The 24,909-nt window shown below is 56.7% G+C and carries 24 protein-coding genes and 1 pseudogene; 15 read left to right on the forward strand and 10 right to left on the reverse strand.

Annotation, left to right across the window (positions count from 1 at the left end):
- The first annotated feature begins 8 nt into the window (after positions 1 to 8).
- Complete coding sequence (locus tag G6Q29_RS06115) at positions 9 to 725, forward strand: helix-turn-helix transcriptional regulator (RefSeq protein WP_165464924.1); 717 nt, start codon at positions 9 to 11, stop codon at positions 723 to 725.
- Between the two features lie 809 nt (positions 726 to 1,534).
- A complete protein-coding gene (fimZ, locus tag G6Q29_RS06120) occupies positions 1,535 to 2,167 on the forward strand; it encodes a fimbria biosynthesis transcriptional regulator FimZ (RefSeq protein ID WP_048210506.1) in 633 nt (210 codons plus the stop codon).
- 49 nt (positions 2,168 to 2,216) lie between these two features.
- Here the strand turns inward: fimZ and sfmF are convergent, their stop codons facing one another.
- The 6 genes from sfmF to fimA all read right to left on the reverse strand — a co-directional run bounded on the left by sfmF (position 2,217) and on the right by fimA (position 8,223).
- The gene (gene sfmF / locus G6Q29_RS06125) at positions 2,217 to 2,738 is read right to left on the reverse strand and encodes a fimbria assembly protein (RefSeq protein ID WP_165464925.1); all 522 of its coding nucleotides are present in this window, start codon (positions 2,736 to 2,738) and stop codon (positions 2,217 to 2,219) included.
- Between the two features lie 9 nt (positions 2,739 to 2,747).
- Positions 2,748 to 3,755, reverse strand: a complete 1,008-nt coding sequence (fimH, locus tag G6Q29_RS06130) for a type 1 fimbria D-mannose specific adhesin FimH (RefSeq protein ID WP_165464926.1) — start codon at positions 3,753 to 3,755, stop codon at positions 2,748 to 2,750.
- Complete coding sequence (locus G6Q29_RS06135; RefSeq protein ID WP_165464927.1) at positions 3,748 to 6,306, reverse strand: fimbrial biogenesis usher protein; 2,559 nt, start codon at positions 6,304 to 6,306, stop codon at positions 3,748 to 3,750. The genes fimH and G6Q29_RS06135 overlap by 8 nt, the downstream gene beginning before the upstream one ends.
- A 14-nt stretch (positions 6,307 to 6,320) precedes the next feature.
- Complete coding sequence (gene fimC / locus G6Q29_RS06140) at positions 6,321 to 7,013, reverse strand: type 1 fimbria chaperone FimC (RefSeq protein WP_165464928.1); 693 nt, start codon at positions 7,011 to 7,013, stop codon at positions 6,321 to 6,323.
- 34 nt (positions 7,014 to 7,047) lie between these two features.
- Positions 7,048 to 7,590 carry a type 1 fimbrial protein subunit FimI gene (gene fimI / locus G6Q29_RS06145; protein ID WP_165464929.1) on the reverse strand — a complete coding sequence of 181 codons (543 nt, stop codon included), beginning with the start codon at positions 7,588 to 7,590 and terminating at the stop codon, positions 7,048 to 7,050.
- A 69-nt stretch (positions 7,591 to 7,659) separates the two neighbouring features.
- Positions 7,660 to 8,223 carry a type 1 fimbrial major subunit FimA gene (fimA, locus tag G6Q29_RS06150; RefSeq protein ID WP_165464930.1) on the reverse strand — a complete coding sequence of 188 codons (564 nt, stop codon included), beginning with the start codon at positions 8,221 to 8,223 and terminating at the stop codon, positions 7,660 to 7,662.
- 310 nt (positions 8,224 to 8,533) lie between these two features.
- On the opposite strand from fimA, the gene folD reads away from it, so the two are divergent.
- The 6 genes and pseudogenes from folD to G6Q29_RS21685 all read left to right on the forward strand — a co-directional run.
- Positions 8,534 to 9,400 carry a bifunctional methylenetetrahydrofolate dehydrogenase/methenyltetrahydrofolate cyclohydrolase FolD gene (folD, locus tag G6Q29_RS06155; RefSeq protein WP_006809817.1) on the forward strand — a complete coding sequence of 289 codons (867 nt, stop codon included), beginning with the start codon at positions 8,534 to 8,536 and terminating at the stop codon, positions 9,398 to 9,400.
- 2 nt (positions 9,401 to 9,402) lie between these two features.
- Positions 9,403 to 9,615 (forward strand): ribosome-associated protein YbcJ, encoded by a 213-nt coding sequence (ybcJ, locus tag G6Q29_RS06160; protein WP_017694378.1) that lies wholly within the window; start codon positions 9,403 to 9,405, stop codon positions 9,613 to 9,615.
- A gap of 231 nt (positions 9,616 to 9,846) precedes the next feature.
- Entirely contained in the window at positions 9,847 to 11,346 is a 1,500-nt protein-coding gene (locus G6Q29_RS06165) for a PTS transporter subunit EIIC (RefSeq protein WP_165464931.1), read from the forward strand.
- Positions 11,347 to 11,428: 82 nt separating this feature from the next.
- Entirely contained in the window at positions 11,429 to 12,445 is a 1,017-nt protein-coding gene (gene malI, locus G6Q29_RS06170) for a Mal regulon transcriptional regulator MalI (RefSeq protein ID WP_165464932.1), read from the forward strand.
- 73 nt (positions 12,446 to 12,518) lie between these two features.
- A complete protein-coding gene (locus G6Q29_RS06175; RefSeq protein WP_165464933.1) occupies positions 12,519 to 13,043 on the forward strand; it encodes a metal-dependent hydrolase in 525 nt (174 codons plus the stop codon).
- A gap of 64 nt (positions 13,044 to 13,107) precedes the next feature.
- Positions 13,108 to 13,215: pseudogene (locus G6Q29_RS21685) on the forward strand (metal-dependent hydrolase); the annotation flags it as partial.
- A gap of 90 nt (positions 13,216 to 13,305) precedes the next feature.
- On the opposite strand, the gene cysS reads toward G6Q29_RS21685, so the two are convergent.
- Complete coding sequence (cysS, locus tag G6Q29_RS06180; RefSeq protein WP_165464934.1) at positions 13,306 to 14,691, reverse strand: cysteine--tRNA ligase; 1,386 nt, start codon at positions 14,689 to 14,691, stop codon at positions 13,306 to 13,308.
- Between the two features lie 175 nt (positions 14,692 to 14,866).
- On the opposite strand from cysS, the gene ppiB reads away from it, so the two are divergent.
- The 5 genes from ppiB (at position 14,867) to mnmH (ending at position 18,935) form a co-directional block, all read left to right on the forward strand.
- Positions 14,867 to 15,361, forward strand: coding sequence for a peptidylprolyl isomerase B (ppiB, locus tag G6Q29_RS06185; protein ID WP_000256009.1), 495 nt, complete (start codon positions 14,867 to 14,869; stop codon positions 15,359 to 15,361).
- Between the two features lie 3 nt (positions 15,362 to 15,364).
- Positions 15,365 to 16,087 (forward strand): UDP-2,3-diacylglucosamine diphosphatase, encoded by a 723-nt coding sequence (gene lpxH / locus G6Q29_RS06190; RefSeq protein WP_165464935.1) that lies wholly within the window; start codon positions 15,365 to 15,367, stop codon positions 16,085 to 16,087.
- 119 nt (positions 16,088 to 16,206) lie between these two features.
- Entirely contained in the window at positions 16,207 to 16,716 is a 510-nt protein-coding gene (gene purE, locus G6Q29_RS06195) for a 5-(carboxyamino)imidazole ribonucleotide mutase (protein WP_165464936.1), read from the forward strand.
- Positions 16,713 to 17,780, forward strand: a complete 1,068-nt coding sequence (gene purK, locus G6Q29_RS06200; RefSeq protein ID WP_165464937.1) for a 5-(carboxyamino)imidazole ribonucleotide synthase — start codon at positions 16,713 to 16,715, stop codon at positions 17,778 to 17,780. The genes purE and purK overlap by 4 nt, the downstream gene beginning before the upstream one ends.
- Positions 17,781 to 17,864: 84 nt before the next feature.
- A complete protein-coding gene (gene mnmH, locus G6Q29_RS06205; RefSeq protein WP_165464938.1) occupies positions 17,865 to 18,935 on the forward strand; it encodes a tRNA 2-selenouridine(34) synthase MnmH in 1,071 nt (356 codons plus the stop codon).
- A gap of 122 nt (positions 18,936 to 19,057) precedes the next feature.
- Here mnmH and G6Q29_RS06210 read toward each other — a convergent pair whose 3' ends face one another.
- The 3 genes from G6Q29_RS06210 to ybbA all read right to left on the reverse strand — a co-directional run bounded on the left by G6Q29_RS06210 (position 19,058) and on the right by ybbA (position 23,483).
- Entirely contained in the window at positions 19,058 to 20,203 is a 1,146-nt protein-coding gene (locus G6Q29_RS06210) for a porin (RefSeq protein ID WP_165464939.1), read from the reverse strand.
- Positions 20,204 to 20,385: 182 nt separating this feature from the next.
- Positions 20,386 to 22,800 (reverse strand): putative ABC transporter permease subunit YbbP, encoded by a 2,415-nt coding sequence (ybbP, locus tag G6Q29_RS06215; protein WP_165464940.1) that lies wholly within the window; start codon positions 22,798 to 22,800, stop codon positions 20,386 to 20,388.
- Complete coding sequence (gene ybbA, locus G6Q29_RS06220; RefSeq protein ID WP_165464941.1) at positions 22,797 to 23,483, reverse strand: putative ABC transporter ATP-binding protein YbbA; 687 nt, start codon at positions 23,481 to 23,483, stop codon at positions 22,797 to 22,799. The genes ybbP and ybbA overlap by 4 nt, the downstream gene beginning before the upstream one ends.
- On the opposite strand from ybbA, the gene tesA reads away from it, so the two are divergent.
- Together tesA and G6Q29_RS06230 are read left to right on the forward strand one after the other, a co-directional pair.
- A complete protein-coding gene (gene tesA / locus G6Q29_RS06225; RefSeq protein ID WP_165464942.1) occupies positions 23,454 to 24,086 on the forward strand; it encodes a multifunctional acyl-CoA thioesterase I/protease I/lysophospholipase L1 in 633 nt (210 codons plus the stop codon). The two genes, ybbA and tesA, sit on opposite strands and share 30 nt — an antisense overlap.
- Entirely contained in the window at positions 24,067 to 24,876 is an 810-nt protein-coding gene (locus G6Q29_RS06230; RefSeq protein ID WP_165464943.1) for an SDR family oxidoreductase, read from the forward strand. Before tesA ends, G6Q29_RS06230 begins: the two co-directional genes overlap by 20 nt.
- Positions 24,877 to 24,909: the final 33 nt, after the last annotated feature.

The following is a 24,909-nucleotide window of genomic DNA, read 5'->3' on the forward strand; positions in this document are numbered from 1 at the left end:
GGGAAGCTATGCGAATGACAGTGCGCCGTTACCGGCGTCGTCGGACAGGAAGTGATTCACTGGGTTCTACGCACTCGCCTTTTGCTCTCCCATTTTTTGATCGTCTCGAATATTTGAGCCAGTCAATCAACCAGACCCGCAAAACCGATGCTCCCTTTATCATTCTGGTCACACAGGATAATTTTTTCCGTTCCGGTTTTCTGAGCGGGCAGTCGCCCTTGAGTAATTGCTGCGACTATTCCACGCTGGACGCCGCGCTCAGTGATTTAAATCATTGGCCTTCATCGCGTCTGGTGGTCGACATTGAGAGCCGCGCCTCGCCACTCATTGACCTGCTGGACCGATTACGCCGCCACAGCCTGTTCGCCCCCTATCTGACTCCCTACCTGCTCGTTCGCGCCGATAATTATGATGCTCGCCTGTTTTGTAAAGCAGCTGGCCCTTTTCATGTGCTTGAACGCCAGCTTACAGCGCTGGCTATCCAACAAGCTTTGCTGGAAGCCCCCTTCCCTGCCGTTCACCGGAAAGAGTGGTTTTCCCGGGATGAATGGCCGATCTTACAGGCGTTGTCGCAGGGTTGCTCTTTGCGCCAGATCGCGCAGTTACAGAACCGCCCTTACAGCCGCATTATTTACCGTCTCAGCTGTATCCTGGCGAAACTTGGTCTGAATCATCGTCAGGAGTTGCTCCATCTTCTCAACAACCTCTCAGATTTCACGTATTAACGTATTCAGTAACCCCTTAATTCCTAAAGATCTTTAAGAAATTACTTAGGATATATGTTAAATTTTTGTGCTTTTTAACAAAACTTTCGATTTTATAACTATTCCTAATTCTCAACCTTAAACCATGCGAAATGCTGCCTGCACGCTCAATGAGAGTGCTTTTATCCATGCGTTAAGGTTCTGGCGCTTCCGTTAACAGGATGATAATGGTGTAAAAACAAGCGATTCACCTGTAAAAGAATGCGATGAGAGGTGAAGAAAACAGCAGATAGTGCTGTTCTGTTGTAAGGATCGGCAATGTGTCATGAGACGTTTGAAACGGGCAGATGACGCACGAAACAGTGGATTTCAGGGAAGGTGGACTGGCGGGACGCAGGCTGACACAACCTGCGGATTGTTAACATTTGATCAACATACAGTAAGATCGTTTATTTTTTGTTATTACATAAAGATGAAAGTGTGTAGTAAATGCAATATCAGGACATTTTTGCTAATTTTAAAAAGCTAGCGATTCAGATCCAGAAGATAATAATCAGCAATATATAGATATTAATTTACAGGCTTTTCGGACAATACTTAAACGGTATAATAAGACGTGTTTGACACGCGAATAAGAAAAATCATTTTGCCATAACCAGCCTTATAAGATAACTGCGCTGAGGCATTGATATCACTACTACGTAAACAAGGATGCTTTCGCTCTTCCCAGGGACATTTACCGTACAAGGATCTGCGCAATTATCCTTCCGGCTTTTCGAGAGTTTTAACAAAACTCAGCATAACGCTTTTAACAATCTGAGGCATAAAAAATGAAACCGGCATCCGTTATCATTATGGACGAACACCCTATCGTCAGAATGTCGATAGAAGTCCTGCTACAGAAAAATAAAAACATTCAGGTCAAACTGAAGTCAGGCGACAGCCACGAAGTACTTGACTGTATACGCAACCATCCCATTGATCTGGTCATTCTTGATATTGAAATGACGGGGACGGATGGCTTTGTATTACTAAAAAGAATCAGAAACTTAAATAAAGAGATTAAGGTTCTTTTCCTCTCTTCAAAATCTGAAGCCTTCTATGCAGGGCGTGCCATCCGCGCGGGGGCGAATGGTTTTGTCAGTAAGCGAAAAGATCTGGGGGAAATTTATAACGCGGTGGAAATGATTCTGACGGGCTATTCTTTTTTCCCTTCAGAAACATTGAGTTTTATAAACCATCTGGGCTCCCGGACAGGGGCTGCTGTGGATATGCCATTATCAAATCGTGAGGTGACTGTTCTGCGATATCTGGCGAACGGATTATCTAATAAGGAGATTGCGGATCAATTATTACTTAGCAACAAAACAATTAGTGCCCATAAGTCTAATATCTTTTCCAAGCTGGGCGTGCAAAGCATCGTTGAATTAATTGATTACGCGAAAGCGCACGAATTACTGTAACCCTTCACTCTCCCTGCACGTATAACCGTTACAGGGAGAGTGTATCCGATTAATTATAATTAATCATAAACGTTGCATCAGCATCTGCCCGGCCCGGCTGTGGATTATCCGCCGTGGCAATATAATTGGCATAAAACGACAATTCGGCATTTCCCTGTGCATCTACCGACACCGTCTGGCTGGCCTGCTGCAAGGCAAGGCGCGTTTTATCCCGATCGAGGATCTCCACGGCCACGTTGCTGGCCGCGCTGGCATCATTCAGCGCCAGCAGGCTGTTATCATGCCCGTCCACCTTCCCCGTAAACGTGACCGAAGCCGCCCCAGGAGGGCATCCGGTCAGCTTCAGGGTGAACGGCACTGGCTGCGTCCGGCTTCCCGTTGTGCGGAGCTGTTTCGTGGGCCAGGTGCCGAGCGTGACGGTTTTATTGCTGTCGTCCCCTTCTGCCACACAGGTAAAATCGACAATATTGCCATAAAGCTGAATGTTAATTTCCCCAAGCGCCGTCTCTGCATGCGCATGGGGGCAAAGCGCTAATAGCGCGACGGCTAACCACCGCATCCCGTTTCGCATACCTGCTCCTTAGTCGTAGTCGACGCGTAAATAGCCGCGCGAGGTAAAACGCCCCTCGGCAGGTTTTTTACCGGTCACGCTGACGGGCCACGCGCGGATCCCCACCTGCGCCTGAGCGCTGTCGTCCAGACGGAACGGGATTTTGCTGGTCAGGTTGTTCGGCGTCAGCGGTACGCCATGACTGTTGGCAATCACAAAGCCCACATCCGCGTTATCGGAGACCAGCGTGCTACCTGAAACCTTCTCCGCTTCAACGCGCATCGTGAGCATGGCGTTCGCCTCAACGTTGGTGCATTTTATGCCGATGGTTTTGCTTTGCGCAGAGACACCTTCCGGTTTGTTCCCGATGCCCGCTTTACTGAACAGGGAGGCGCCGATGTCTCCGAAATCGAACTCCACCACACTCCCGGCATTAATCTCACAGCTCTGAGGCACCTGAATGGTCCCGCTGTAGCTGATAGTATAAACCGGCGTGGTGAGTGGATCCGAGGAGGTCGTGGTGACGTAAACCCGGAACATGGTCGCCCGGGGGATCACCACCATATTGATAAAGCGTCGGGTCACTTTAAGCCGGAAGACGAGGCTGGAATCCTGTACGCCAAACGGTTTGTTTTTAGACACGTTCGGGTGGCTCCCCATCTGAATGTATTTTTTGGGCGGATAAAACGTGCCAGCGTAGCTGTCGGTGATTTTCATCGCCCCGTCCAGATAGTCGTTTAGCTTCAGATACTGGTAGCCATCGCTGGTGCCCGTGACCGGGAAATCGGTAACATAGCTGCGCTTGGTGGTGTTCCCGGACGTTCCCCTGGGACAAACGGCATTGACGCCTACCCACTGGGACTTCTCAGTGAGCGTGACAACCTGCCCCACCTGGTTATTGGAACTGTTGAATTTATCCGTCAGGTCGTAATACACCTCCGTCGGCACGCCATTTTCATTGACGCAGACCGTGGCGAACGCCTCAGATAGCGGCAAAAACGCCAGCAGGGATAGCCCCAGATAATGGATTTTATTCACAGCGGATCCCCTTAAGTGTGATCGCCTGTTGCAGGCTTTGTTCTGGCAGGTTGTAGGGCGCACGACACTGGGACTGTTTCCCGTCTCCCCACTGAATCAGCAGTTCTCCGCTCAGCGGCAGCCCGCTCAGGTAAATCTGACCGTCATCTCCCACCATGCTGGTTACGCCGCTCTGCGTCTCACGCACCACCGCCCCAAACGGTACAGGCTGGTTATCACGCTTAACGGTGAGCAGCGCACGCACGCCGATGCGGGTGTCAAAACTGGCGCGCACCAGCGCACCATTCGTCGGTACGACGCTGGAAACGTTATTTTCAATGTCGGTGCTGTTGCTCATGGTGTTGGTATCGAGCGCCACGCGGTTGTAGCGGTACACCGTGGCGTACGGCATCACCGCATAGCCACGCCAGTCTGTTTTGACGCCGGTCTGGTTTTCGACGCTCACGCCCGACGCGCCCGGCGCTTTGATCAAGACGTTGGTATCGCCCAGCGGCTGACTGAACGTGACGCCGTCTGAATGCCCTACCACGCCGCCGGAAAGCTGCCAGTTGAGGTCGTGCTGATCCCGCGTGTAGTTGTAGCCCACGCCCAGCGTGCCGTACGTTGCCTGCCAGTTGGCGCTGGCGCTGCCGCTGGCACCGTTATTGCTGGTGTGGCCCTGCGTGACGCTGTAGTTCAGGTTACGATCCTTGAGCAGCGTTCCGCTGATCCCGGTCTGCCAGCTGGTATCACCGTCGCTGTTACGGCTGGCAGAGGCCGTGGCATAGGCCCGGTCGATCGCGCTGTCGCGACGGTAGCCGTGACGGGTGAACAGGCTGAACGGGACGGAGACGTTGAACGAGGCAATCCGGTCAGTTCCGTCAATGCCGACGGCCTTGTTCCACGACCAGGATAAGGAGTAACTGATCCCTTTCATCCCGCCCGCATAGCCGAGCTGGTACCAGACGTTGGACTCGCTGGTTCCCCAGTAGCTCTGTTGACTACCTGATACGTACAGCGAACCGTAATCACCAAGAGACTGGGAGATATTGAGCTGGAAACGCCCTTTTTTATTCAGCGTCAGGTTGTGATAACTCTGCACGTCCGGCACGCCGTCATCATCCTGATCGTCGCCGTACTGGTAGCCTTCCATTGTGCGCCAGGCCACATCGTCGAGGGTGTAGAAACCTTTGGTGGAGTAGCGATAGCCCAGCAGCTGGAAGTTAGTGCCAAATCCATTAAGGGATTTGGCGTACAGGAACCGCAGGGACTGTCCTTCATGGCGGCTGTCATCGGCAAGCTGGCTGCGGGCATGGGTGAGGTCAAGCGAGACCGCCCCCCAGTCGCCGAGGTTTTTACCCGCGCCAATGGCGATGGCGGTATACCGCGAGGCCAGCTGCGTTCCGCCGTACAGCGTATAGCCGTCGGCAAGGCCCGCAATCATCGTACCCTGAGTAAAGAACGGCGTGTCCTGCTCGCTGTTGCCGCTGCGATAGTCCCCTGCCACCAGATCGTATTTCCAGCGTCCTTCACGCTGGAGCAGCGGAACGGTGGAATACGGGACGGTATAGCGCTGCTGGCTGCCGTCCTTCTCTTCCACCGTTACCTCCAGGTCACCGCTTGAGGAGGTCGGGTTAAGGTCAGTTATTGCAAAAGCCCCCGGCTGCACATAGCTCTGGTAGATCACGTATCCATTCTGGCGGATCACCACTTTGGCGGGGGTGCGGGCGATTCCGCGCACGGTAGGCGCGTAGCCTTGCAGACTGTCCGGGTACATGCTGTCGGACGAATAGAGGCGGCCACCGCGAAAACCGACGCTGTCGAAGACATCGTTACCGGTGTTGCTGTCGCCAAGCACCAGCTCGCTTTTCAGCGGGATGATCGTACGCTGCGCCCAGGTACCAATATTTTGCCAGCTGCTGTGCCGCTGGCCGTTGCTTTCGGTATAACGCCACGCGCCGTTATTGCGTAATCGCCAGGCGCCATAGTTCAACCCGCTTTGCAGGTTCAGATAGTAGCTGTCGTCGTCGCTGCCCCGGTTGCCGGTAAAGCTGTAGTTTAGCAGCGCGGCGGGGATGCCTTCATCCCACTGTTCAGGCGGAATATATCCCCGGGCGCTGTTTTGCATCGCCACCTGAGGCAGGCTGACGTTGAGGCGCAACGAGGCGAAGTTGAACGCCGTTTCGCTGCCGGGAATAGCCGTGGTGAGCGGAACGCAGGTATCGCCCTGCACGTTGCTCAATTCCGGGAAGGCGGCGATATTGACGCCAAAGCGATCGAGCATCCCGCGCGTAATGCACGGCGATAAACCGCCCGCAACCGGCGGCGTGTTGTCGGCTTGTTCAAACCGCACATCCTGTGTGCCGATGAACTCATCGTTACGCCAGATATCGACGCGATAGACGCCCTGTGCCTGCTGGTGGCCTTTTTCAAAACGCGACAAATCCGCCACGTTCGCCGTGTCATCGGAGAGAAACGCCGGGTTAAAGTAGCTTTCGCCCCAGCCAGCGTGTGGCCAGAGCGTTGCCATCAGCGCCAGCGCAACCGGGCAGTAACGCCATTGAGTGTTCATCGCCCTGTCTCTGCTCACAGGCTGACGCTACGCGCCGGCGTAATGGCGCCATAGTCGTTCACACTCTGCCAGGAGAGCGTGCCGCTCGCTGCGGTGGGCAGTATCTGCTGCGCCGAGCTTTTAGGAGCAACCATCAGGTTATCCAGCGTCTGACCACCGAGCTTCAGATTGACCAGCGTGACGTAATACGGTGAGGCATTGCTCACCTTAAGATGGTTGCCGACGCGTTCAAAGTGCAGCTGTGAGAGCGCCTCTTCCGGCGGCATCGCCAGGTTAGCCGGGCGAACAAAGAGCTTGATGCGTGAGAGAATGGCCAGTTGGAGGACGTTGTTGCCGTCCTGATGCTTTTTGCTGACGGAGGGAATCGCCTTGACGTTCATGTAAAAGAGCGATTCGCGATCGGCAGGCAGCGCCGGGCCTGCGTAAATAATGCGCAGGGTGTTTTCACTGGCCGGCTCGCTGACAAACAGCGGCGGGGTGACCGCAAAGGTTTTTTCCTTTTGCCCGTTAGCATTTTCAATCCATGCGTTAATTAAATAGCGCTCTTGTTTATTGCTGTTAGTGATCGCCAGCGACGTTTGTTTTGCATCGGCCGGATAAATAACGCGCGTCGCGCCCAGCGCAATTCCGCCGGACGCATTCGCGCTGGCAGAAATCATCATCAAAATAAAAGTTAAAAACAGTCCAGGTTTAATCAGGGTGTTCATCACAACCGTACCTTTAATAATTAGTTCGCAGGCGTCAGGGATAAATCAACGTAAACCAGACATTCGACTGAAGAGCGCCTGGTACAAGGTGTTCGGATATTGCCCGGTAGCGGGCGCTGAAATGAAATGCCAGCTCGCGGGTGTTAATGGGCAACCAGCTCATCGCCGTCGCGTTCGGGACGATCTGACGTTGCTGTTCGTCAAAAAGCGCCAGCCCGACGCCACTGCTGACCGCGTTTTCTCCCGGCCGCGATGTCGCCAGGAAAACCTGCGGGTCTTCTGCCGGTGTCACTCCCTGGAACTGGATCCCCACGGTGCGGGAGACGTCCACGCTGCAATCCAGCAGACGTACGGTGAAAGGCACATTAACCGTGGAAAAGCTGCCGACGCCGGAAAAGGCGTTTGTGCGGTATTGCCCCATCTCCACGCGCATATTCTGGCTGTCCGGGGCCACGGCGCAGCCGCCGTTAACCAGCTCTCCCCTGAGGTGTACTTTGCCGCCGTCAATCACAACGGTATGTGCGTTTACCGCTGGGGCAATCGCAAGGGCGCACAGCAGTATCCCAGTCCTTGTCATCCTTCGCTCCCGGTATAAGCGATTAAAAGACCTCTTCCCTGAGGCCAGCCACATCCCTGTACTCAGGCATTACTCGTATTTCATAACGAATGTGGCGTCCGCGTTTGCCTGGCCTGGCTCGGTGGTCGCCGCCGTGGCTTTATAGCGCGCGGTGAAGTTCAGGGTGTTAGTCCCTTCAATCAAACTCTGCGCGGCAGAGAACGTGGCGCCATCCGGAGTCAGCGTGGTGGATTTGCTGTCGAGGATCTCAATGCCCACGCCCTTCGCGGAGTTGTCGTTGTTACCGGAACTTACCGCCAGCAGGGTTTTATCGGTTGCGTCGATCTGGCCGGTAAACGCGACAGCAGCGGTTTTCGCTACCGCAGGATCGCAGTCGTTCAGTTCGATGGTGAACGGAATATTGGAGGTCGTGTCGCCCACTTTCGTGAATTTCGCGGTACGATACTGGCCGAGATTAACCGTCTGCTCAGAAGAGTCAGTATTTACTGAACACGCGGCATTCACTAATTCACCTTTAAAATGCACCGTACCACCGTTTACAGATACAGGCGCTACCGGATCTTCTGCGTGAGCGGCACCCGCGACCAGGGCCAGAGTTGCAATAACAGTAGAAGCAATGTTGCTGAGTTTCATGTCTATTCCTTTAAAATGTAAATAACCCTTCCCGCGCATATTCGGGAATAAGAAATACGTTCAATTAAAAAATTGAAGGCTTATTTCGGAGAGGACAAAGTAGCTCAGGAAACAATTTTATAATATGTCAAAACGCTGCCATTTTGCCAGGTCACATCCTAATCCCCTCTAAGAAATTGACCATGCCATGAGAAGGGGTTTTGCGGGCCAGCGATGAAATCTCGTAAAGGGTGACTGACAGCGGCGCTCGCTTCTGACAAAATACAGGCAATCCCCCCTTTCTAACGTTACAGACGGAATCTTCTCTCTGATGGCAGCAAAGATTATTGACGGTAAAACGATTGCGCAGCAGGTGCGCTCTGAGGTTGCGGAAAAAGTGAAGGCGCGTAAAGCCGCAGGATTTCGCGCGCCAGGGCTGGCCGTTGTACTGGTTGGCAGCAACCCGGCTTCGCAAATTTATGTCGGCAGCAAGCGCAAAGCATGCGAAGAGGTGGGGTTCGTCTCCCGCTCTTACGATCTGCCGGAAACCACCAGCGAAGCAGAACTGCTGGAACTGATCGACACCCTGAATGCCGATAAAGAAATTGACGGCATCCTGGTTCAGCTGCCGCTGCCTGCGGGCATTGACAACGTGAAGGTGCTGGAGCGCATCGCACCGGACAAAGACGTTGACGGTTTCCATCCGTATAACGTAGGCCGCCTGTGCCAGCGCGCGCCGCGCCTGCGTCCGTGCACCCCGCGCGGCATCGTGACGCTGCTGGAGCGTTATAACATCGATACCTACGGCCTTAACGCCGTGGTGATTGGCGCCTCCAACATCGTGGGCCGCCCCATGAGCATGGAGCTGCTGCTGGCGGGCTGCACCACTACCGTCACCCACCGCTTCACCAAAAACCTGCGTCACCACGTCGAAAACGCCGATCTGCTGATCGTTGCGGTCGGCAAGCCGGGCTTTATTCCGGGCGAGTGGATCAAAGAGGGCGCAATCGTCGTGGACGTGGGGATTAACCGCCTGGAAAACGGCAAAGTGGTCGGCGACGTGGTGTATGAAGATGCTGCGGCGCGGGCTTCCTATATTACGCCGGTTCCGGGTGGCGTAGGCCCGATGACGGTAGCAACACTGATTCAGAATACCTTGCAGGCATGCGAGGAGTATCACGACGTAGAGGACGCGTAATCATGGCAACTTTTTCTTTAGGTAAACACCCGCACGTTGAGCTGTGCGATCTGCTGAAGCTGGAAGGCTGGAGCGAAAGCGGCGCGCAGGCGAAAATCGTTATCGCCGACGGGCAGGTGAAAGTAGACGGCGCGGTGGAAACCCGCAAGCGCTGCAAAATTGTTGCAGGCCAGACCGTGAGTTTTGCAGGTCAGAGCGTGACCGTGACGGCGTAAGCCGTTTGTTGCCCCCACCCTACCCTCTCCCACAGGGAGAGGGGATAAAAAATCCCCACATCTATAGCGGTTAATTATCGATCAACTTCAAATAATCACTATCCCCTCTGGCGAAATGTGAAATTTAAGTTGCGCGATTTTCAGACTTTCTTCACGATAAGTAGAACGTTCTACTAAAACGTTCTACTTACAATAACGGCGCTAAAAAAGCGCTACTCGGGGGAAATCAGCATGAGTCTGATATCAGGGTTTGTGAAATCGCTGTCTAAGTTATCGATGATTGGTCGCGCCTTAATGCTGCCAATTTCACTGCTTCCCGCTGCGGGCCTGCTGCTGGCCTTCGGCGATAAATTCCATCTGCCGCTGATGATGAACGCCGGCGGGGTTATCTTTGATAACCTGCCGATGCTGTTCGCTATCGGCTCTGCCGTCGGTCTGGCTTCGGAGTCCGGTATTGCTGCGCTCTCGGCGGCGGTGTCGGTGTTTGTCACCAACATTACAATTAGCACCGTATTGAGCATTACGCCGGAAATGGCCTCTCAGGGCGGGAAATACGCCATGGTCGTGGGTATTCCGACGCTGCAAATGGGCGTCTTTGGGGGCCTGATCTGCGGTATTCTTGCGGCCTGGTGCTACAACCGCTTCCACACCATGCAGCTGCCGGAGTTCCTCGGCTTCTTCTCCGGTAAGCGTTTTGTCGCGATTGCGACGGCGTTTCTGTCGTTCCTCCTCGGCCTTCTGCTGCCGTACGTCTGGCAGCATATTCAGTCCGGGATCGACGCCCTGTCCGTGGTAGTGAACGGCGACAATCAGGCGGCCTCGACCTTTATCTTCGGCCTGGTGGAGCGCGCGTTAATCCCGCTCGGCCTGCACCACATCTGGTATCCCTCCTTCTGGTATTCGTTCGGGGATTACACTACCCAGGCGGGTCAGGTGATCCACGGCGACCAGACCATCTGGTTCAAGATGCTGGAAGAGGGGGTGAAATCCTTCAGCAGCGACACCTACCAGAACGCCGGTAAGTTCATGCAGGGCGAGTTCCCGCTGATGCTGTTCGCGCTGCCCGCGGCGTGCCTGGCGATGTACCACGAAGCGCACACCAAAAATAAGAAAATCGCGGCCGGTATTCTCTTCTCTGCGGCGCTGACCTGTTTCCTGACGGGAATTACCGAACCGGTGGAGTTCACCTTTATCTTCGTGGCCCCGATTTTGTACGTCTTCAACGCCATCATGGCGGGTCTGGCCTATATGACCATGTACCTGCTGCACGCGCATATCGCCAAATCGTTCTCGGCGGGCTTTATCGACTACCTGTCGTTCGGGATCCTGCCGTCGTTTAACGGCTATCAAACCAACTTCCTGAGCGCCATTATCATCGGCATTCCGATGGCGTTGATCTACTACTTCACCTTCCGCTTCGTGATCCGTCGCTTCGACGTGAAGACGCCGGGCCGCACCGAAGTGACCGCCAGCGCGAATGACAAGTCTGATTCCGAACTTGCCACCGAAATCATCGGCCTGCTTGGCGGTGCGCAGAACATTGATTCCGTCGGCTCCTGCATCACCCGCCTGCGTCTGGAAGTGACGAAGAGCGAAGCGGTGGACCGGGACGGGCTGAACGGGCTTGGCGCGCGCGGCGTGGTGTTCGTTGGCGATAACGGAATACAGGTGATTTTCGGGGCCAGAGCACAGTTTATCGCCCAGACCATGTCCACGATGATTGGCAAATAATAAGATGCCTGAAGGAGGCGTCTCCTGTACGCTGGGGACGCCTCTTATCTGGATGATAATCGGGAAATTTCAGGGAGCGGTTTTGAAGAAAGTCAGCATTATTGATGTCGCAAAGCATGCGGGCGTGTCGGTCTCTACCGTGTCGCTGGTGCTGCGCCAGAAAGGGAAGATCTCAGAGGCGACAATCGGGAAGGTCAATGCCGCCATCACAACGCTGGGCTATGTTCATAACGTCGCCGCTGCCAATCTTCGCGCCAACACCTCCAACTTAATCGGCCTGATCCTGCGCGACTTCAGCGACAGCTTTTCCATCAAGGTGATGGCGAGCATCGTTCAGGAGCTGGAGAAGCAGGGTTATATGGTTTTTCTCGGTCAGCCGCTGAACGACGGCGAACATCTTGAACGGACTCTGCTCTCGTTTAAGCAGCAGGGCGTGGCGGGCGTCATCTACCTGGCGTCGGACACCCGCGCCGCTTTTCTCCCGGAACGCATTCGTCACTGTCCGCTGCCGCTTGTGGCGGTTTCGCAGTCATTGCTGGAAGAGAAATGCAACCTGGTAATGCGCGATAACCGCCAGGCGGCGAACCTGGCCGCGCGTTATCTTATCGAGCGCGGACACCGCAACATCGCTTACATTGGCGGGCGCGACGGGTGCCGTATCCGCGAACAGCGCCTGCTTGGTTTTCGCAGCGCGATGACGCAGAACGGCCTGGTCTGGCGTGAGGAATATTCTCCCGCCTGCACCGATGACACGCAGGCGGCGGCCATGGCGACTCGTCAGCTGCTGGAGAAGAACAATACGATTACCGCCCTGCTCTGCCATTCACCGGACGCTATGATCGGTTCGTTCTCGGGAATTCATCAGGTAGGGCGCACGGTAGGTAAAGACGTGTTTTTAACCCAGCAGGTGGCGCTGATTGGTTTTGAAGATATGCTCCACGTTAATCTCACGTCGCCGTCACTGACTTACGTTTCATCTGCCAGCGAAGAGACCGGGCGCCAGGCGGCAGGGCTGATGATCCGCAGGCTGAAAGATCCGGATCTGCAAACGCAGCGCATTACCCTCTCCGGGCAGCTTATCGCGCGGGAATCGGCGTAAAATCAGAATTTAGCACAGGTTTGCTGCGGCGGATCTGCTGCTATATTCCCATGATTTGCCATGGATAAATGCAATGCCTACCGTTATCACCCACGCTGCCGTACCTCTGTGTCTGGGCTTAGGGCTCGGAACCAAAGTCATTCCACCCCGTCTGCTGTTTGCCGGGATCGTCCTCGCCATGCTGCCCGATGCCGACGTGCTGGCGTTTAAATTCGGTGTCGCCTACGGGAATATTTTCGGCCACCGCGGTTTCACTCATTCGCTACTGTTTGCCCTGGTGGTGCCGATACTCTGCATGCTGGCTGGCCGACGATGGTTCAGGGCCAGCCTGACGCGCTGCTGGCTGTTTTTAACCGTGTCATTGCTGTCGCACAGCCTGCTGGATTCGATCACCACCGGCGGGAAAGGCGTCGGCTGGCTGTGGCCCTGGTCAGATGAGCGCTTCTTTGCGCCGTGGCAGGTGATTCAGGTCGCGCCGTTTGCACTGTCGCGCTATACCACCCCGTACGGGCATCAGGTCATTATCTCGGAACTGCTGTGGGTGTGGCTGCCGGGGGCTGTGCTGATGGGGACGTTGTGGTGGAAGCGTGCGCGCTGATGCCCTCACCCCAGCCCTCTCCCACGGGGAGAGGGAGAAAACCGAACGATCCCCTGAGAGGGTTAGGTATGCCACCCCGTACGGGCATCAGGTCATTATTCCGGAACTGCTGTGGGCGTGGCTGCCGGGGGCTGTGCTGATGGGGATGTTGTGGTGGAAGCGTGCGCGCTGATGCCCTCACCCCAGCCCTCTCCCACGGGGAGAGGGAGAAAACCGAACGATCCCCTCTCCCTTAGGGAGAGGGTTAGGGTGAGGGGGGAAATTACTTACGGCGCCAGGTGGTTCCCTGAGGGCCATCTTCCAGAATAATGCCCATCTCGGTCAGACGGTTACGCGCCGCATCCGCCGCCGCCCAGTCTTTCGCCTGACGCGCTTCCAGACGCGCTTTAATCAGTGCTTCAATTTCCGCCACTTCGCCGTCGTCCGCCTGCGCTCCGCTTTGCAGGAACACGTCCGGCTCCTGCTCCAGCAGGCCGAGCACGGAAGAGAGCTTACGCAGATGAGACGCCAGTGCATTCGCCGCCGCCATATCTTCTGACTTCAGGCGATTCACCTCACGCGCCATGTCGAACAGCACGGAGTAGGCTTCCGGCGTGTTGAAGTCGTCGTTCATGACCTCAACGAAGCGGGCTTCGAACGCCTCGCCGCCTGTGGCCGGAACAGACCTGTCGGTGCCGCGTAATGCGGTATACAGACGCTCCAGCGCAGCACGCGCCTGCTTCAGGTTCTCTTCGCTGTAGTTCAGCTGGCTGCGATAGTGACCAGACATCAGGAAGTAGCGCACGGTTTCCGCGTCGTAATACTTCAGCACGTCGCGCACGGTGAAGAAGTTACCCAGCGATTTCGACATCTTCTCGCGGTCAACCATCACCATCCCGGAGTGCATCCAGTAGTTCACGTACTCGCCGCCGTGTGCACAGGTGGACTGCGCGATTTCGTTTTCATGGTGTGGGAACATCAGGTCCGAACCGCCGCCGTGAATGTCGAAATGGTTGCCCAACTGCTTGCAGTTCATCGCTGAACATTCAATGTGCCAGCCCGGACGCCCTTCGCCCCACGGAGATGGCCAGCTCGGCTCGCCCGCTTTGGACATTTTCCACAGCACGAAGTCCATCGGATTACGCTTCACGTCAACCACGTCCACGCGCGCACCGGCCTGGAGCTGCTCCAGATCCTGGCGGGAAAGCGCACCGTAGGTTGGGTCCGTCGGCACCGAGAACATCACGTCGCCGTTGTCCGCCACATAGGCGTGGCCGCGTTCGATCAGCTTTCCGGTGAGCTCGATGATTTCATGGATGTGGTGGGTTGCGCGCGGCTCGCTGTCCGGACGCAAAATATTTAAGGCGTCAAAATCCTTGTGCATTTCAGCGATCATGCGATCCACCAGCGCGACGAAGCTTTCGCCGTTTTCATTAGCGCGCTTGATGATTTTATCGTCGATGTCGGTAATGTTGCGCACGTACTTCAGGTTATAGCCCAGGAAGCGCAGGTAGCGTGACACCACGTCGAACGCGACAAAGGTACGACCATGGCCGATATGACAGAGATCGTAAACCGTAATACCACACACGTACATGCCGACTTCCCCGGCATGGATAGGTTTAAATTCCTCTTTTTGGCGCGTCATTGTATTAAAGATTTTTAACATCGAAGATTCCATGTAAACACGTGTGTGGATTGTTTGTTCCTTATAATACCCATAATTGGGAGCACGGTCAGCACACAATGCAAGGTGATCGTGTCCTGTGGTTATGCTATAACAAGCCCCTATATGTGACCCGAGCATGGGTCGACGCACCACAATAACGGAACAGGATGCAAAAATGGTTACTTTCCACACTAATCATGGCGATATCGTAATCAAAACCTTTGATGATAAAGCGCCTGAAACAGTTAAAAACTTCCTGGACTACTGCCGCGAAGGTTTCTACAACAACACTATTTTCCACCGTGTGATCAACGGCTTTATGATCCAGGGCGGCGGTTTCGAGCCTGGCATGCGCCAGAAAGAAACCAAAGAAGCGATCAAAAACGAAGCGAACAACGGCCTGAAAAACACCCGTGGTACGCTGGCAATGGCCCGTACTCAGGCGCCACACTCTGCAACCGCACAGTTCTTCATCAACGTAGCGGACAACGACTTCCTGAACTTCTCTGGCGAAAGCCTGCAAGGCTGGGGCTACTGCGTATTCGCAGAGGTGGTTGAAGGTATGGACGTGGTCGACAAGATCAAAGCCGTTTCTACTGGCCGCAGCGGTATGCACCAGGACGTTCCTAAAGAAGACGTTGTAATTACAAGCGTGACCGTCAGCGAGTAATTCGTGGCGACACTCTTTATTGCGGATCTGCATCTGCAAACAGAAGAACCGGCGATAACCGCCGGTTTTCTGCGTTTTTTACGCGGTGAAGCGAAAAGCGCCGATGCGCTGTACATTCTGGGCGACCTGTTTGAGGCCTGGATTGGCGACGACGACCCGAACCCGCTGCACCGTGAAATGGCAGCCGCCATTCACGCGCTGGTGGATTCCGGCGTCCCCTGCTATTTCATTCACGGCAACCGTGATTTCCTGATCGGCCAGCGCTACGCCCGCGAGAGCGGCATGACGTTGCTGCCGGAAGAGCAGGTGCTCGATCTCTACGGTCGCAAGGTGCTGATCATGCACGGCGACACGCTCTGTACCGACGATACTGGCTATCTGGCGTTTCGCGCCAAAGTCCACACCCCGTGGATCCAGAAAGTGTTCCTCGCCCTGCCGCTGTTTTTCCGCAACCGCATCGCCGCCAGAATGCGTGCAGGCAGCAAGGCCGCCAACAGCAGCAAATCGATGACCATTATGGACGTCAACCCGCAGGCAGTGGTGAAGGTGATGGAGAAGCATCGCGTTCAGTGGCTGATCCACGGCCATACCCATCGCCCGGACGTGCACTCCCTTATCGCCAACGGCGGGCCCGCCCATCGCGTGGTTTTAGGCGCCTGGCACAGCGAAGGATCGATGGTCAAAGTCACGCCGGAAGGCGTTGAACTGATCGCCTTCCCGTTTTAACGCCTCCCCGCCTTTTCGCCCATTTCCCAACCACGCAACCGTTTTCCTTGCCGGTATTACATGCTATTCTCTGTGCCCTCGAAAGCAGTGTGTTCCGCACCACAGGAGTTTTAAGACGCATGTCTTCCCGCAATAATCCGGCGCGTGTCGCCATCGTGATGGGGTCCAAAAGCGACTGGGCTACCATGCAGTTCGCCGCCGAAATCTTTGACATCCTGAATGTTCCGCACCACGTTGAAGTGGTTTCCGCGCACCGCACGCCGGACAAACTGTTCAGCTTCGCCGAAAGCGCAGAAGAAAATGGTTACGAGGTGATCGTTGCCGGTGCGGGCGGCGCAGCACATCTGCCGGGCATGATTGCCGCCAAAACGCTGGTGCCAGTTTTGGGCGTCCCCGTGCAAAGCGCCGCGTTAAGCGGGGTGGATAGCCTTTACTCCATCGTCCAGATGCCGCGCGGTATTCCCGTCGGTACGCTGGCGATTGGTAAAGCGGGGGCTGCAAATGCCGCCCTGCTGGCCGCGCAGATCCTGGCGACGCACGATAAAGACTTACATCAGCGTCTGACGGAGTGGCGTAAAGCCCAGACCGACGAGGTGCTGGATAACCCGGATCCGCGAGGTGCAGCATGAAGCAGGTTTGCGTGCTTGGTAATGGTCAGCTTGGCCGCATGCTACGTCAGGCCGGTGAGCCGCTGGGTATTGCCGTCTGGCCCGTCGGACTCGATGCCGAGCCGGAAGCCGTGCCGTTCCACCAGAGCGTGATCACCGCCGAAATTGAACGTTGGCCGGAAACTGCCCTGACCCGCGAGCTGGCGCGCCATAACGCCTTTGTGAACCGCGACGTATTCCCGGTCATTGCCGACCGCCTCACGCAGAAGCAGCTGTTTGATAAGCTTGGGCTGGCGACCGCGCCGTGGCAATTGCTCTCTGATAAAAGCGAGTGGGATGACGTGTTCGCGATGCTGGGCGAACTGGCGATCGTAAAGCGTCGCGTCGGCGGCTATGACGGTCGCGGGCAGTGGCGTCTGCGGGCGAACGACACCGCCGAACTGCCGGAGGACTGTTACGGCGAGTGCATCGTTGAGCAGGGCATTAACTTCAGCGGTGAAGTGTCGCTGGTGGGCGCACGCGCGCACGATGGCCGCACGGTGTTTTACCCCCTGACGCATAACCTGCATCAGGACGGCATTCTGCGCACCAGCGTCGCCTTCCCGCAGGCCAATGCTGACCAGCAGGCGCAGGCGGAAGAGATGCTCTCTGCCATTATGCACGAACTGGGTTATGTGGGCGTGATGGCGATGGAGTGTTTCGTCACGCCGTCGGGTCTGCTGATCAACGAACTTGCGCCGCGCGTGCACAACAGCGGCCACTGGACGCAAAACGGCGCCTCCATCAGCCAGTTCGAGCTGCACCTGCGCGCCATCACCGATCTGCCGCTGCCGCAGCCGGTGGTGAACAGCCCGTCGGTGATGATCAACCTGATCGGCACCGATCTGAACTACAACTGGCTGAAGCTGCCGCTGGTGCACCTGCACTGGTACGACAAAGAGGTGCGTCCGGGGCGTAAGGTCGGCCACCTGAACCTGAACGATACCGACACGGACCGCCTGAGCGCTACGCTGGAAGCGATTGTTCCCCTGCTGCCGCCAGAATACGCGAGCGGCATTGTCTGGGCGCAGTCAAAACTGAAGTAAGTATCCCCCGCCGGGGAGTTGACCTTCCCCTTCCCCGGCGTACAATCCCCGCCCATTGCTGCTCAGTTTTCTTCTGGAATCACCATGAACGATGGAACGGACTATCGCGCGATCCTCGCGTCCGATACCCCTTTAATCGACGTTCGCGCGCCGATCGAATTTGCCCAGGGTGCGATGCCCGCCGCACTCAACCTGCCCTTAATGAACGACGACGAGCGTGCCGCCGTTGGCACCTGCTATAAACGCCAGGGTCCGGACGCCGCGCTGGCGCTCGGCCATAGCCTGGTTAACGGCGAGACGCGAGAGGCGCGCATCAAAGCCTGGCGGGAAGCCTGCCTTAACCATCCTGATGGCTACCTTTGCTGCGCGCGGGGCGGCCAGCGCTCACACATCTCCCAGGCCTGGCTGAAAGAGGCGGGCGTCGATTACCCGCTGATCCGCGGCGGCTATAAGGCCCTGCGCCAGACGGCGATTCAGGTGACCATTGAGCAGTCACAAAAACCGATGGTGCTTATCGGCGGCTGCACCGGAAACGGTAAAACGCTGCTGGTGAAGCAGCATGCGCAGGGCATTGATCTGGAAGGGCTGGCGCACCATCGCGGCTCGTCGTTTGGTCGAACGCTCACCCCGCAGCTTTCTCAGGCGAGCTTCGAGAATCACCTTGCGGTTGAGCTATTGAAAAAAGACGCCGCGCGCTGGGTGCTTGAAGACGAGGGCCGGATGATTGGCTCTAACCACCTGCCGGAGTGCCTGCGCGACCGCATGATTGACGCCCCTGTCGTTGTCGTCGAAGACCCCTTTGAAGTCCGCCTTGAGCGCCTGCGCGAAGAATATTTCGACCATATGTGGGCCGATTTTTCTGCTGCCTACGGCGAGGAAGTGGGCTGGAAAGCGTATAGCGAATATCTGCATCACGGCCTGTACGCCATTCGTCGCCGTCTGGGGCTACAACGCTTCGCGGAATTTACCGCCCTGCTGGATGACGCGCTTGTCGAGCAACAGCGTACTGGCAGCACTGACGCGCACTTCAGCTGGCTTGTGCCGCTGCTTAAGGACTATTACGACCCGATGTACGGCTATCAGCTGGAGAAGAAAGCGGAGAAGATTGTTTTTCGCGGGACGTTCACAGAAATTGCCGAGTGGCTTGATCGCTGAAAAAAGCCGGGTGGCGAGGTAAAAGCAAAACGGCAACCTGGGTTGCCGTTTTTAATGTTTTTTCCCTCTCCACGTGGGAGAGGGTCAGGGTGAGGGCATCAGGCCGCACCCTACATGACAACTTAGAAGTCGTAACGCAGACGCACCAGGTTCATGTCGCCCAGGTTGTCGGTGCTGGAGGTGAACACATGTTCGTAATCCACGCGGAAACCGTAATCCAGCTGGAAGCTGATACCCACACCGTTGTCGATGCGCTGGTAGTTACGGCCATTCACGTACTCAATACGGTCGCCCATGAAGTAAGGCTGGATGGATTTCACCGCATACTGACCAACCGGGAACGTGTAACCCGCAAAGTATTCAATACCCCATGCATCACCGGCGAAGTAGTCGTTAACGGACACTTTTTTGGTGGTCAGGAAGTTCTGATACCAGCCGCCGCCCGCGGAGAAGGTCCAGTTATCCGGGGTCCAGCTCAGGGCGGTACCAAGGATGTTCTGGTCGTAAGATTTGCTGTCGCCGTTGTCCGGGTTACGCATGTCGGCGCGGGTGTAGTTCCACGCTGCGCCCCAGGTCAGATCGGTGGTCAGGTGGTAATCGATACCCAGCGAGCCGCCGCCTTTACGCTTGTAGCGCAGGCCGTTGCCCGGCAGGTATTCGCTGTCTTCAAACAGGTAAGAGGCATAGATATCCGCATCGCCCACGGTTTTCTTGTACTTCAGCATCTGGCGTGAACGGTAAGAGCCGTCGTAGTCGCCGTTGATCCCGTTACCCGGTGCCTGGCCGATCATGTCGTAGTCCCAGATATCGGTTTTCGCGCCCACTACATCATAGTACACGCTGTTCTGCTGGCCGAAGGTCAGCGTACCCCAGGTGTCGCTCTTCAGGCCGGTGTAGAGCATACGACGTGAGGTGTCGTGCGCGCCGTCGGCGTAGTGGTTATCCCAGTTAAACTGCGCCGGAATATTCACACCCAGCTCGTAGTAAGTGATCCAGCTGATGTCATCGAACAGGTAGTAGTCTGCCGCGAAACGGAAGCGGGTACCGCCGTCAAAGCCGTTACGCTTGTAGCCGTTTTTGCCGTCATCGCCGGTCATGTTCTGGAACTGAGGACGGATGCTGCCGCCAACGGTGAAGTTCAGACGGCTCAGCGGGTTACCCGCCTGGGGATCCTGTTTCAGAAGGGTGATTTCCGCCTGAGATGCGAAAGAAGCCAATGCCACTGCTGCGCCGATCGTTGTCGCCAGCGCTGTTTTTCTTATAGTCATTCTTTTTCCTTGATAGACACGCTGCTAAATATTTAGCTGGTGAATATTAACCGGAAAAATTCTGGCTGTGTGGGCGGGTTTTTAATGTTTTGTGCTACTAAATGCAGGGGCATTAACGATTTGTGCCGTTAAGCGATGACACACCAGCAGAAATGCCGGTGCGTCATCATCACGTCAGTAAACTAGCTGACAAACTGGCGGAACAGCGCTTTACCTTTCAACAGCCGGGTGCCGAGCCAGCCGCCGCACAGGGATAGCAGCACGGCGCCGCAGACGGGCAACGTTAACCACAGCCGCCAGTCAGGCTCCCACGGGAAGTCGAAGACTTTAGACTGGAGTACCGCCAGCGCGGTTTCTGCCCCGATGGCCGCCACAAGGCCCGCCACCAGTCCGAGCAGGGCAAATTCGCTCCACAGCGTAGCGCGCAGCAGCCGTTTACTGGCACCCAGCGTGCGGTAGACCACCAGCTCCTGATGTCGCTGCCGCATACCGACCTGCACCTGCGCCAGCAGCAACAATATGCCGCAGATCGTCACCAGTACCACCATCACCTCCAGCGCGCGGCTCACCTGCTCCAGCACCTGTCCCACCTGTTTAAGGATCGCGCCAATATCCAGCAGGCTCACCGTCGGGAACTCCCGGTTAAGCTGCGTCAGCATGCCGTTGCCGTTTTCCCAGCGGAAGCTGGTCAGCCAGCTCTGGGGCTGTCCGTCCAGCGCGCCCGGCGGGAAGATGAAGAAGAAGTTTGGCCGCAGGCTTTCCCAGTCCACCTTGCGCAGGCTGGTCACCCTGGCGCTGAAATCCTGCGTGTCGCCGGTAAAGGTCACGCTGTCCCCCAGGTCCACGTTCAGGCGCTTCGCCAGCCCCTCCTCCATCGACACTTCCCCCGCTTTCGGCGGCCAGGTGCCGGCGACGATCGGATTATGGTCTGGACGCTTCTCCTGCCAGGTCAGGTTCAGCTCACGGTTGAGCGATTCATCCTTATTCCCCTCCGTCGACTGGCCGTTGATCTGTGTCAGGCGGGCACGCACGATCGGATAGAACGACTCGGGAATGATGTGATGCTCGGATAGGAAGCCCTTCAGCGGCGTCACCTGCTCCGGCGCGATGTTGATCAGGAAATAGTTCGGGCTTTCCGGCGGAAGCTGCTGCTGCCAGCGATCCAGCAGATCCCCGCGCAGCACCAGCAGGAGCGCCAGCAGCATAAACGACAGAGAAAACGCCGAAAGCTGGCTGAGCGTGGACCACGGCTGATGCAGCAGTCGGTTAACCGCTAACCGTATGGGGAGTGATTTAACGGTCAGCTTTTTCAGGACATTAAGCAGTATCCAGCCCACTACGCCGCACAGCAGCGCCAGCACCACCGCGCCCGCCAGCACCGCCCACAGCAGCGTACTGCCGCCCATTAGCCAGACCAGCAGTCCGACCGCCACTGCAATAATCACCGGCAGGTAGAACTTCATTGGCCAGACGTTGGCCACCACGTCGTGGCGCAGCACGCGCAGCGGCTGGGTGGCGAGCAGCAGCCGGTACGGGCGTAAACCCACCAGCAGGGAGATCGTGGTCATCGCGCCAATGGCCCACAGCCACGGCCAGAGGCTGGCAGGCGGCAGCGCGGCGGGCAGGACCGATTTAAGCAACACCATCAACAGCTTTTCAAACAGCACCCCTATCGCCCCGCCGGTGATGGCCGAGAGCGCCAGCACCATCAGCCACTGGCCGACAATCAGCTTGCGCAGCTGTGCCCGACCCGCACCGAGGGTTTTGAGGATCGCCACCAGATCGTAACGGCTGCGGCAGTAGTGCCCCATCGCCACGGCAACCGCTGCAATGGCAAGCAGCAGGGTTAACAGCGCCGACAGCAGCAGGAACTGCTGGGAGCGCTCGAGGGATTTGCCGAGCGCCCCGTCATCCTGCTCCAGCCCGTACCAGCGGTGTTCAGGCTTGAGCTGCGGCAGAAGCCATTTTTCATACGCCTCCAGCTGCGCTGGCGTACCGCCAAACTTATAGCGCCAGGTGACACGGCTTCCGGGCTGGACGGCGTTGGTTTTCGCCACATCAGCGGTGTTCACCAGCAGGCGCGGCGCAAGCTGGAACGGATTAAATCCGGCGTCGGGCTCCTGCACCACTTCCCCGGCAATTTTCAGTGTGGCGTCGCCGACATCGATGCTATCGCCGGGTTTCAGGTTCAGAAGCGCCATCAAACGCGATGCCAGCAGCACCGTGCCGGGCGTCGGTTTTAGCCCCGGCGGGCTGGTTTGTAAATCGCCGTACATCGGGTAGATGTCATCCACGGCTTTTACGCTGGCAAGCTGCGGCGTGTCGCCCGCAAAGGTCATGGTCTGAAAGGTAATCTGCTCCCCTACCTTCAGCCCCTCTTTGCGCGCTTCCTCAATCCAGCCCGGCGGCACGGGGCGAGAACTTTGCAGAGCCCGGTCCCCGGCCATAAATTCCCGACTCTGCTGGCTAAGCCCTTTCTCCATACGATCGCTGACGCTGCCGAGCGCCAGCACGCAGGCCACCGCCAGGCTCAACGCCAGCCAGACAATCAGCAGCGAGGGCGAGCGCCATTCGCGCCAGAACCAGCGGGTAATCATGCTTCCTCCTGAAGAATACCGTTCACCAGCCGCAGGCGACGGTCGCAGCGGGCGGCCAGCTGCGGGTCGTGGGTGACCAGAATCAGCGTGGTCCCGTGCTCGCGGTTGAGGGAAAACAGCAGATCGGCAATTTTATCTCCGGTTTTACGATCGAGGTTGCCCGTTGGCTCATCGGCAAACAGCACTTCCGGGCGTCCGTTAAACGCCCGGGCCAGCGCCACGCGCTGCTGCTCACCACCGGAAAGCTGCGCCGGCAGGTGATCGAGGCGTTTTCCCAGCCCCAGCTGTTCCAGTAAGGCCTTCGCGTGATCGCGGCTTTCACGGGTATTTTCACCGCGCAACAGGCCGGGCAACTCAACGTTTTCCAGCGCGTTCAGCGTCGGGATCAGCATGAAGGACTGAAAGACAAACCCGATATGCCGGGCACGCAGCGCGGCGCGGGCCTCTTCATCAAGCGCGTGGAGGGGCTGGCCGACCAGGTTCACTTCTCCACTACTGCCATCGTCCAGACCGGCGAGAATGGCCAGCAGCGTGGACTTACCGGAGCCGGATTCACCAATCAGGGCGATGGTTTCGGCACGTTTGACAACGAGTTCAACTCCGGTGAGGATGGAAAGCTCGTGTTCTCCCTGACCGACGGACTTCTTAAGACGATGAACTTCAACACTGTTTTCCGCTGGCATTTGCCCTTCCTGTTTTTGATGCTGATGACCTTCCGCGCGGCGGCTGCGGACACGTTATTGATTCTGGGCGATAGCCTGAGCGCGGGCTATCGTATGGCCGCCAGTGCGGCCTGGCCCGCCCTGCTCAATGATAAATGGCAGTCCCGGGCGTCTGTCGTGAACGGCAGCATCAGCGGCGATACGTCGCAGCAAGGCTTATCGCGCCTGCCTGCCCTGCTTAAGCAGCATCAACCGCGTTGGGTGCTGGTCGAACTCGGCGGCAATGATGGTTTGCGCGGCTTCCAGCCTCAGCAAACGGAGCAAACGCTGCGGACCATTTTGCAGACCATTAAGGCCGCCAACGCCCAGCCGCTGCTGATGCAAATTCGCCTGCCCGCTAACTACGGCCGTCGGTATAATGAGGCGTTTAGCGCGATCTATCCTAAGCTTGCCAAAGAGTTTGATATTCCGCTGCTGCCATTTTTCATGGAAGAGGTCTATCTGAAACCCCAGTGGATGCAGGATGATGGCATTCACCCCAATCGCGATGCCCAGCCGTTCATTGCCGACTGGATGGCAACCCGGCTGGCTCCTTTAGTAAAACATGACTCGTCAAACAGCTGAGAACCTGACAGGTAAAGTTATGCAAAAATCGGTCTTAATAACAGGATGTTCCAGCGGAATTGGCCTTGAAAGCGCCCTTGAACTGAAGCGTCAGGGGTTTTGGGTGCTGGCAGCCTGCCGCAAACCCGAGGATGTCGAACGCATGCGTGGGCTGGGATTTACCGGCATTCTGCTGGATCTCGATTCTCAAGAGAGCGTTGAGCAAGCAGCCGATGAAGTTATCGCCCTGACCAACAACCGTCTTTACGGTCTGTTCAACAATGCGGGATACGGCGTGTACGGCCCGCTACAGACCCTCTCACGTGAACAGCTGGAGCAGCAGTTCTCCGCTAACTTTTTCGGGGCGCATCAGCTTACCATGCGCCTTCTCCCCGCCATGCTGCCGCACGGCGAAGGTCGCATCGTGATGACCTCCTCGGTCATGGGCCTGATCTCCACGCCGGGCCGCGGGGCTTACGCTGCCAGTAAATATGCGCTTGAAGCCTGGTCCGATGCGTTGCGCATGGAGCTGCGCCACAGCGGTATTAAGGTCAGCCTGATTGAGCCCGGCCCCATCCGCACCCGGTTCACGGAAAACGTTAACCAGACGCAGGCGGACAAACCGGTCGAAAATCCCGGAATAGCGGCGCGTTTTACGCTTGGGCCAGAAGCCGTCGTTGCCAAAGTGCGCCACGCGTTTGAGAGCGATGCCCCTAAAATGCGCTATCCGGTCACGCTGGTGACCCATGCCGTTGGCTGGTTGAAACGCCTGCTGCCGGGGCGGATGATGGACAAAATTTTGCAGGGTTGAGTTGAAGCGACGGCGCTTACCCCCATGTAAAGA

It is taken from the genome of Enterobacter cloacae, assembly GCF_011078175.1.
Lineage (GTDB): Bacteria > Pseudomonadota > Gammaproteobacteria > Enterobacterales > Enterobacteriaceae > Enterobacter > Enterobacter cloacae_Q.

What these genes read in the sequence shown, in the direction of transcription:
- G6Q29_RS06115 (WP_165464924.1), top strand. Translation starts at nt 9, where the DNA reads ATGCGAATGACAGTGCGCCGTTACCGGCGTCGTCGGACAGGAAGTGAT.
- fimZ (WP_048210506.1), top strand. Translation starts at nt 1,535, where the DNA reads ATGAAACCGGCATCCGTTATCATTATGGACGAACACCCTATCGTCAGA.
- sfmF (WP_165464925.1), bottom strand. Translation starts at nt 2,738, where the DNA reads ATGCGAAACGGGATGCGGTGGTTAGCCGTCGCGCTATTAGCGCTTTGC.
- G6Q29_RS06135 (WP_165464927.1), bottom strand. Translation starts at nt 6,306, where the DNA reads ATGAACACTCAATGGCGTTACTGCCCGGTTGCGCTGGCGCTGATGGCA.
- fimC (WP_165464928.1), bottom strand. Translation starts at nt 7,013, where the DNA reads ATGAACACCCTGATTAAACCTGGACTGTTTTTAACTTTTATTTTGATG.
- fimI (WP_165464929.1), bottom strand. Translation starts at nt 7,590, where the DNA reads ATGACAAGGACTGGGATACTGCTGTGCGCCCTTGCGATTGCCCCAGCG.
- fimA (WP_165464930.1), bottom strand. Translation starts at nt 8,223, where the DNA reads ATGAAACTCAGCAACATTGCTTCTACTGTTATTGCAACTCTGGCCCTG.
- folD (WP_006809817.1), top strand. Translation starts at nt 8,534, where the DNA reads ATGGCAGCAAAGATTATTGACGGTAAAACGATTGCGCAGCAGGTGCGC.
- ybcJ (WP_017694378.1), top strand. Translation starts at nt 9,403, where the DNA reads ATGGCAACTTTTTCTTTAGGTAAACACCCGCACGTTGAGCTGTGCGAT.
- G6Q29_RS06165 (WP_165464931.1), top strand. Translation starts at nt 9,847, where the DNA reads ATGAGTCTGATATCAGGGTTTGTGAAATCGCTGTCTAAGTTATCGATG.
- G6Q29_RS06175 (WP_165464933.1), top strand. Translation starts at nt 12,519, where the DNA reads ATGCCTACCGTTATCACCCACGCTGCCGTACCTCTGTGTCTGGGCTTA.
- cysS (WP_165464934.1), bottom strand. Translation starts at nt 14,691, where the DNA reads ATGTTAAAAATCTTTAATACAATGACGCGCCAAAAAGAGGAATTTAAA.
- ppiB (WP_000256009.1), top strand. Translation starts at nt 14,867, where the DNA reads ATGGTTACTTTCCACACTAATCATGGCGATATCGTAATCAAAACCTTT.
- purE (WP_165464936.1), top strand. Translation starts at nt 16,207, where the DNA reads ATGTCTTCCCGCAATAATCCGGCGCGTGTCGCCATCGTGATGGGGTCC.
- purK (WP_165464937.1), top strand. Translation starts at nt 16,713, where the DNA reads ATGAAGCAGGTTTGCGTGCTTGGTAATGGTCAGCTTGGCCGCATGCTA.
- mnmH (WP_165464938.1), top strand. Translation starts at nt 17,865, where the DNA reads ATGAACGATGGAACGGACTATCGCGCGATCCTCGCGTCCGATACCCCT.
- G6Q29_RS06210 (WP_165464939.1), bottom strand. Translation starts at nt 20,203, where the DNA reads ATGACTATAAGAAAAACAGCGCTGGCGACAACGATCGGCGCAGCAGTG.
- ybbP (WP_165464940.1), bottom strand. Translation starts at nt 22,800, where the DNA reads ATGATTACCCGCTGGTTCTGGCGCGAATGGCGCTCGCCCTCGCTGCTG.
- tesA (WP_165464942.1), top strand. Translation starts at nt 23,454, where the DNA reads ATGAACTTCAACACTGTTTTCCGCTGGCATTTGCCCTTCCTGTTTTTG.
- ybbA (WP_165464941.1), bottom strand. Translation starts at nt 23,483, where the DNA reads ATGCCAGCGGAAAACAGTGTTGAAGTTCATCGTCTTAAGAAGTCCGTC.
- G6Q29_RS06230 (WP_165464943.1), top strand. Translation starts at nt 24,067, where the DNA reads ATGACTCGTCAAACAGCTGAGAACCTGACAGGTAAAGTTATGCAAAAA.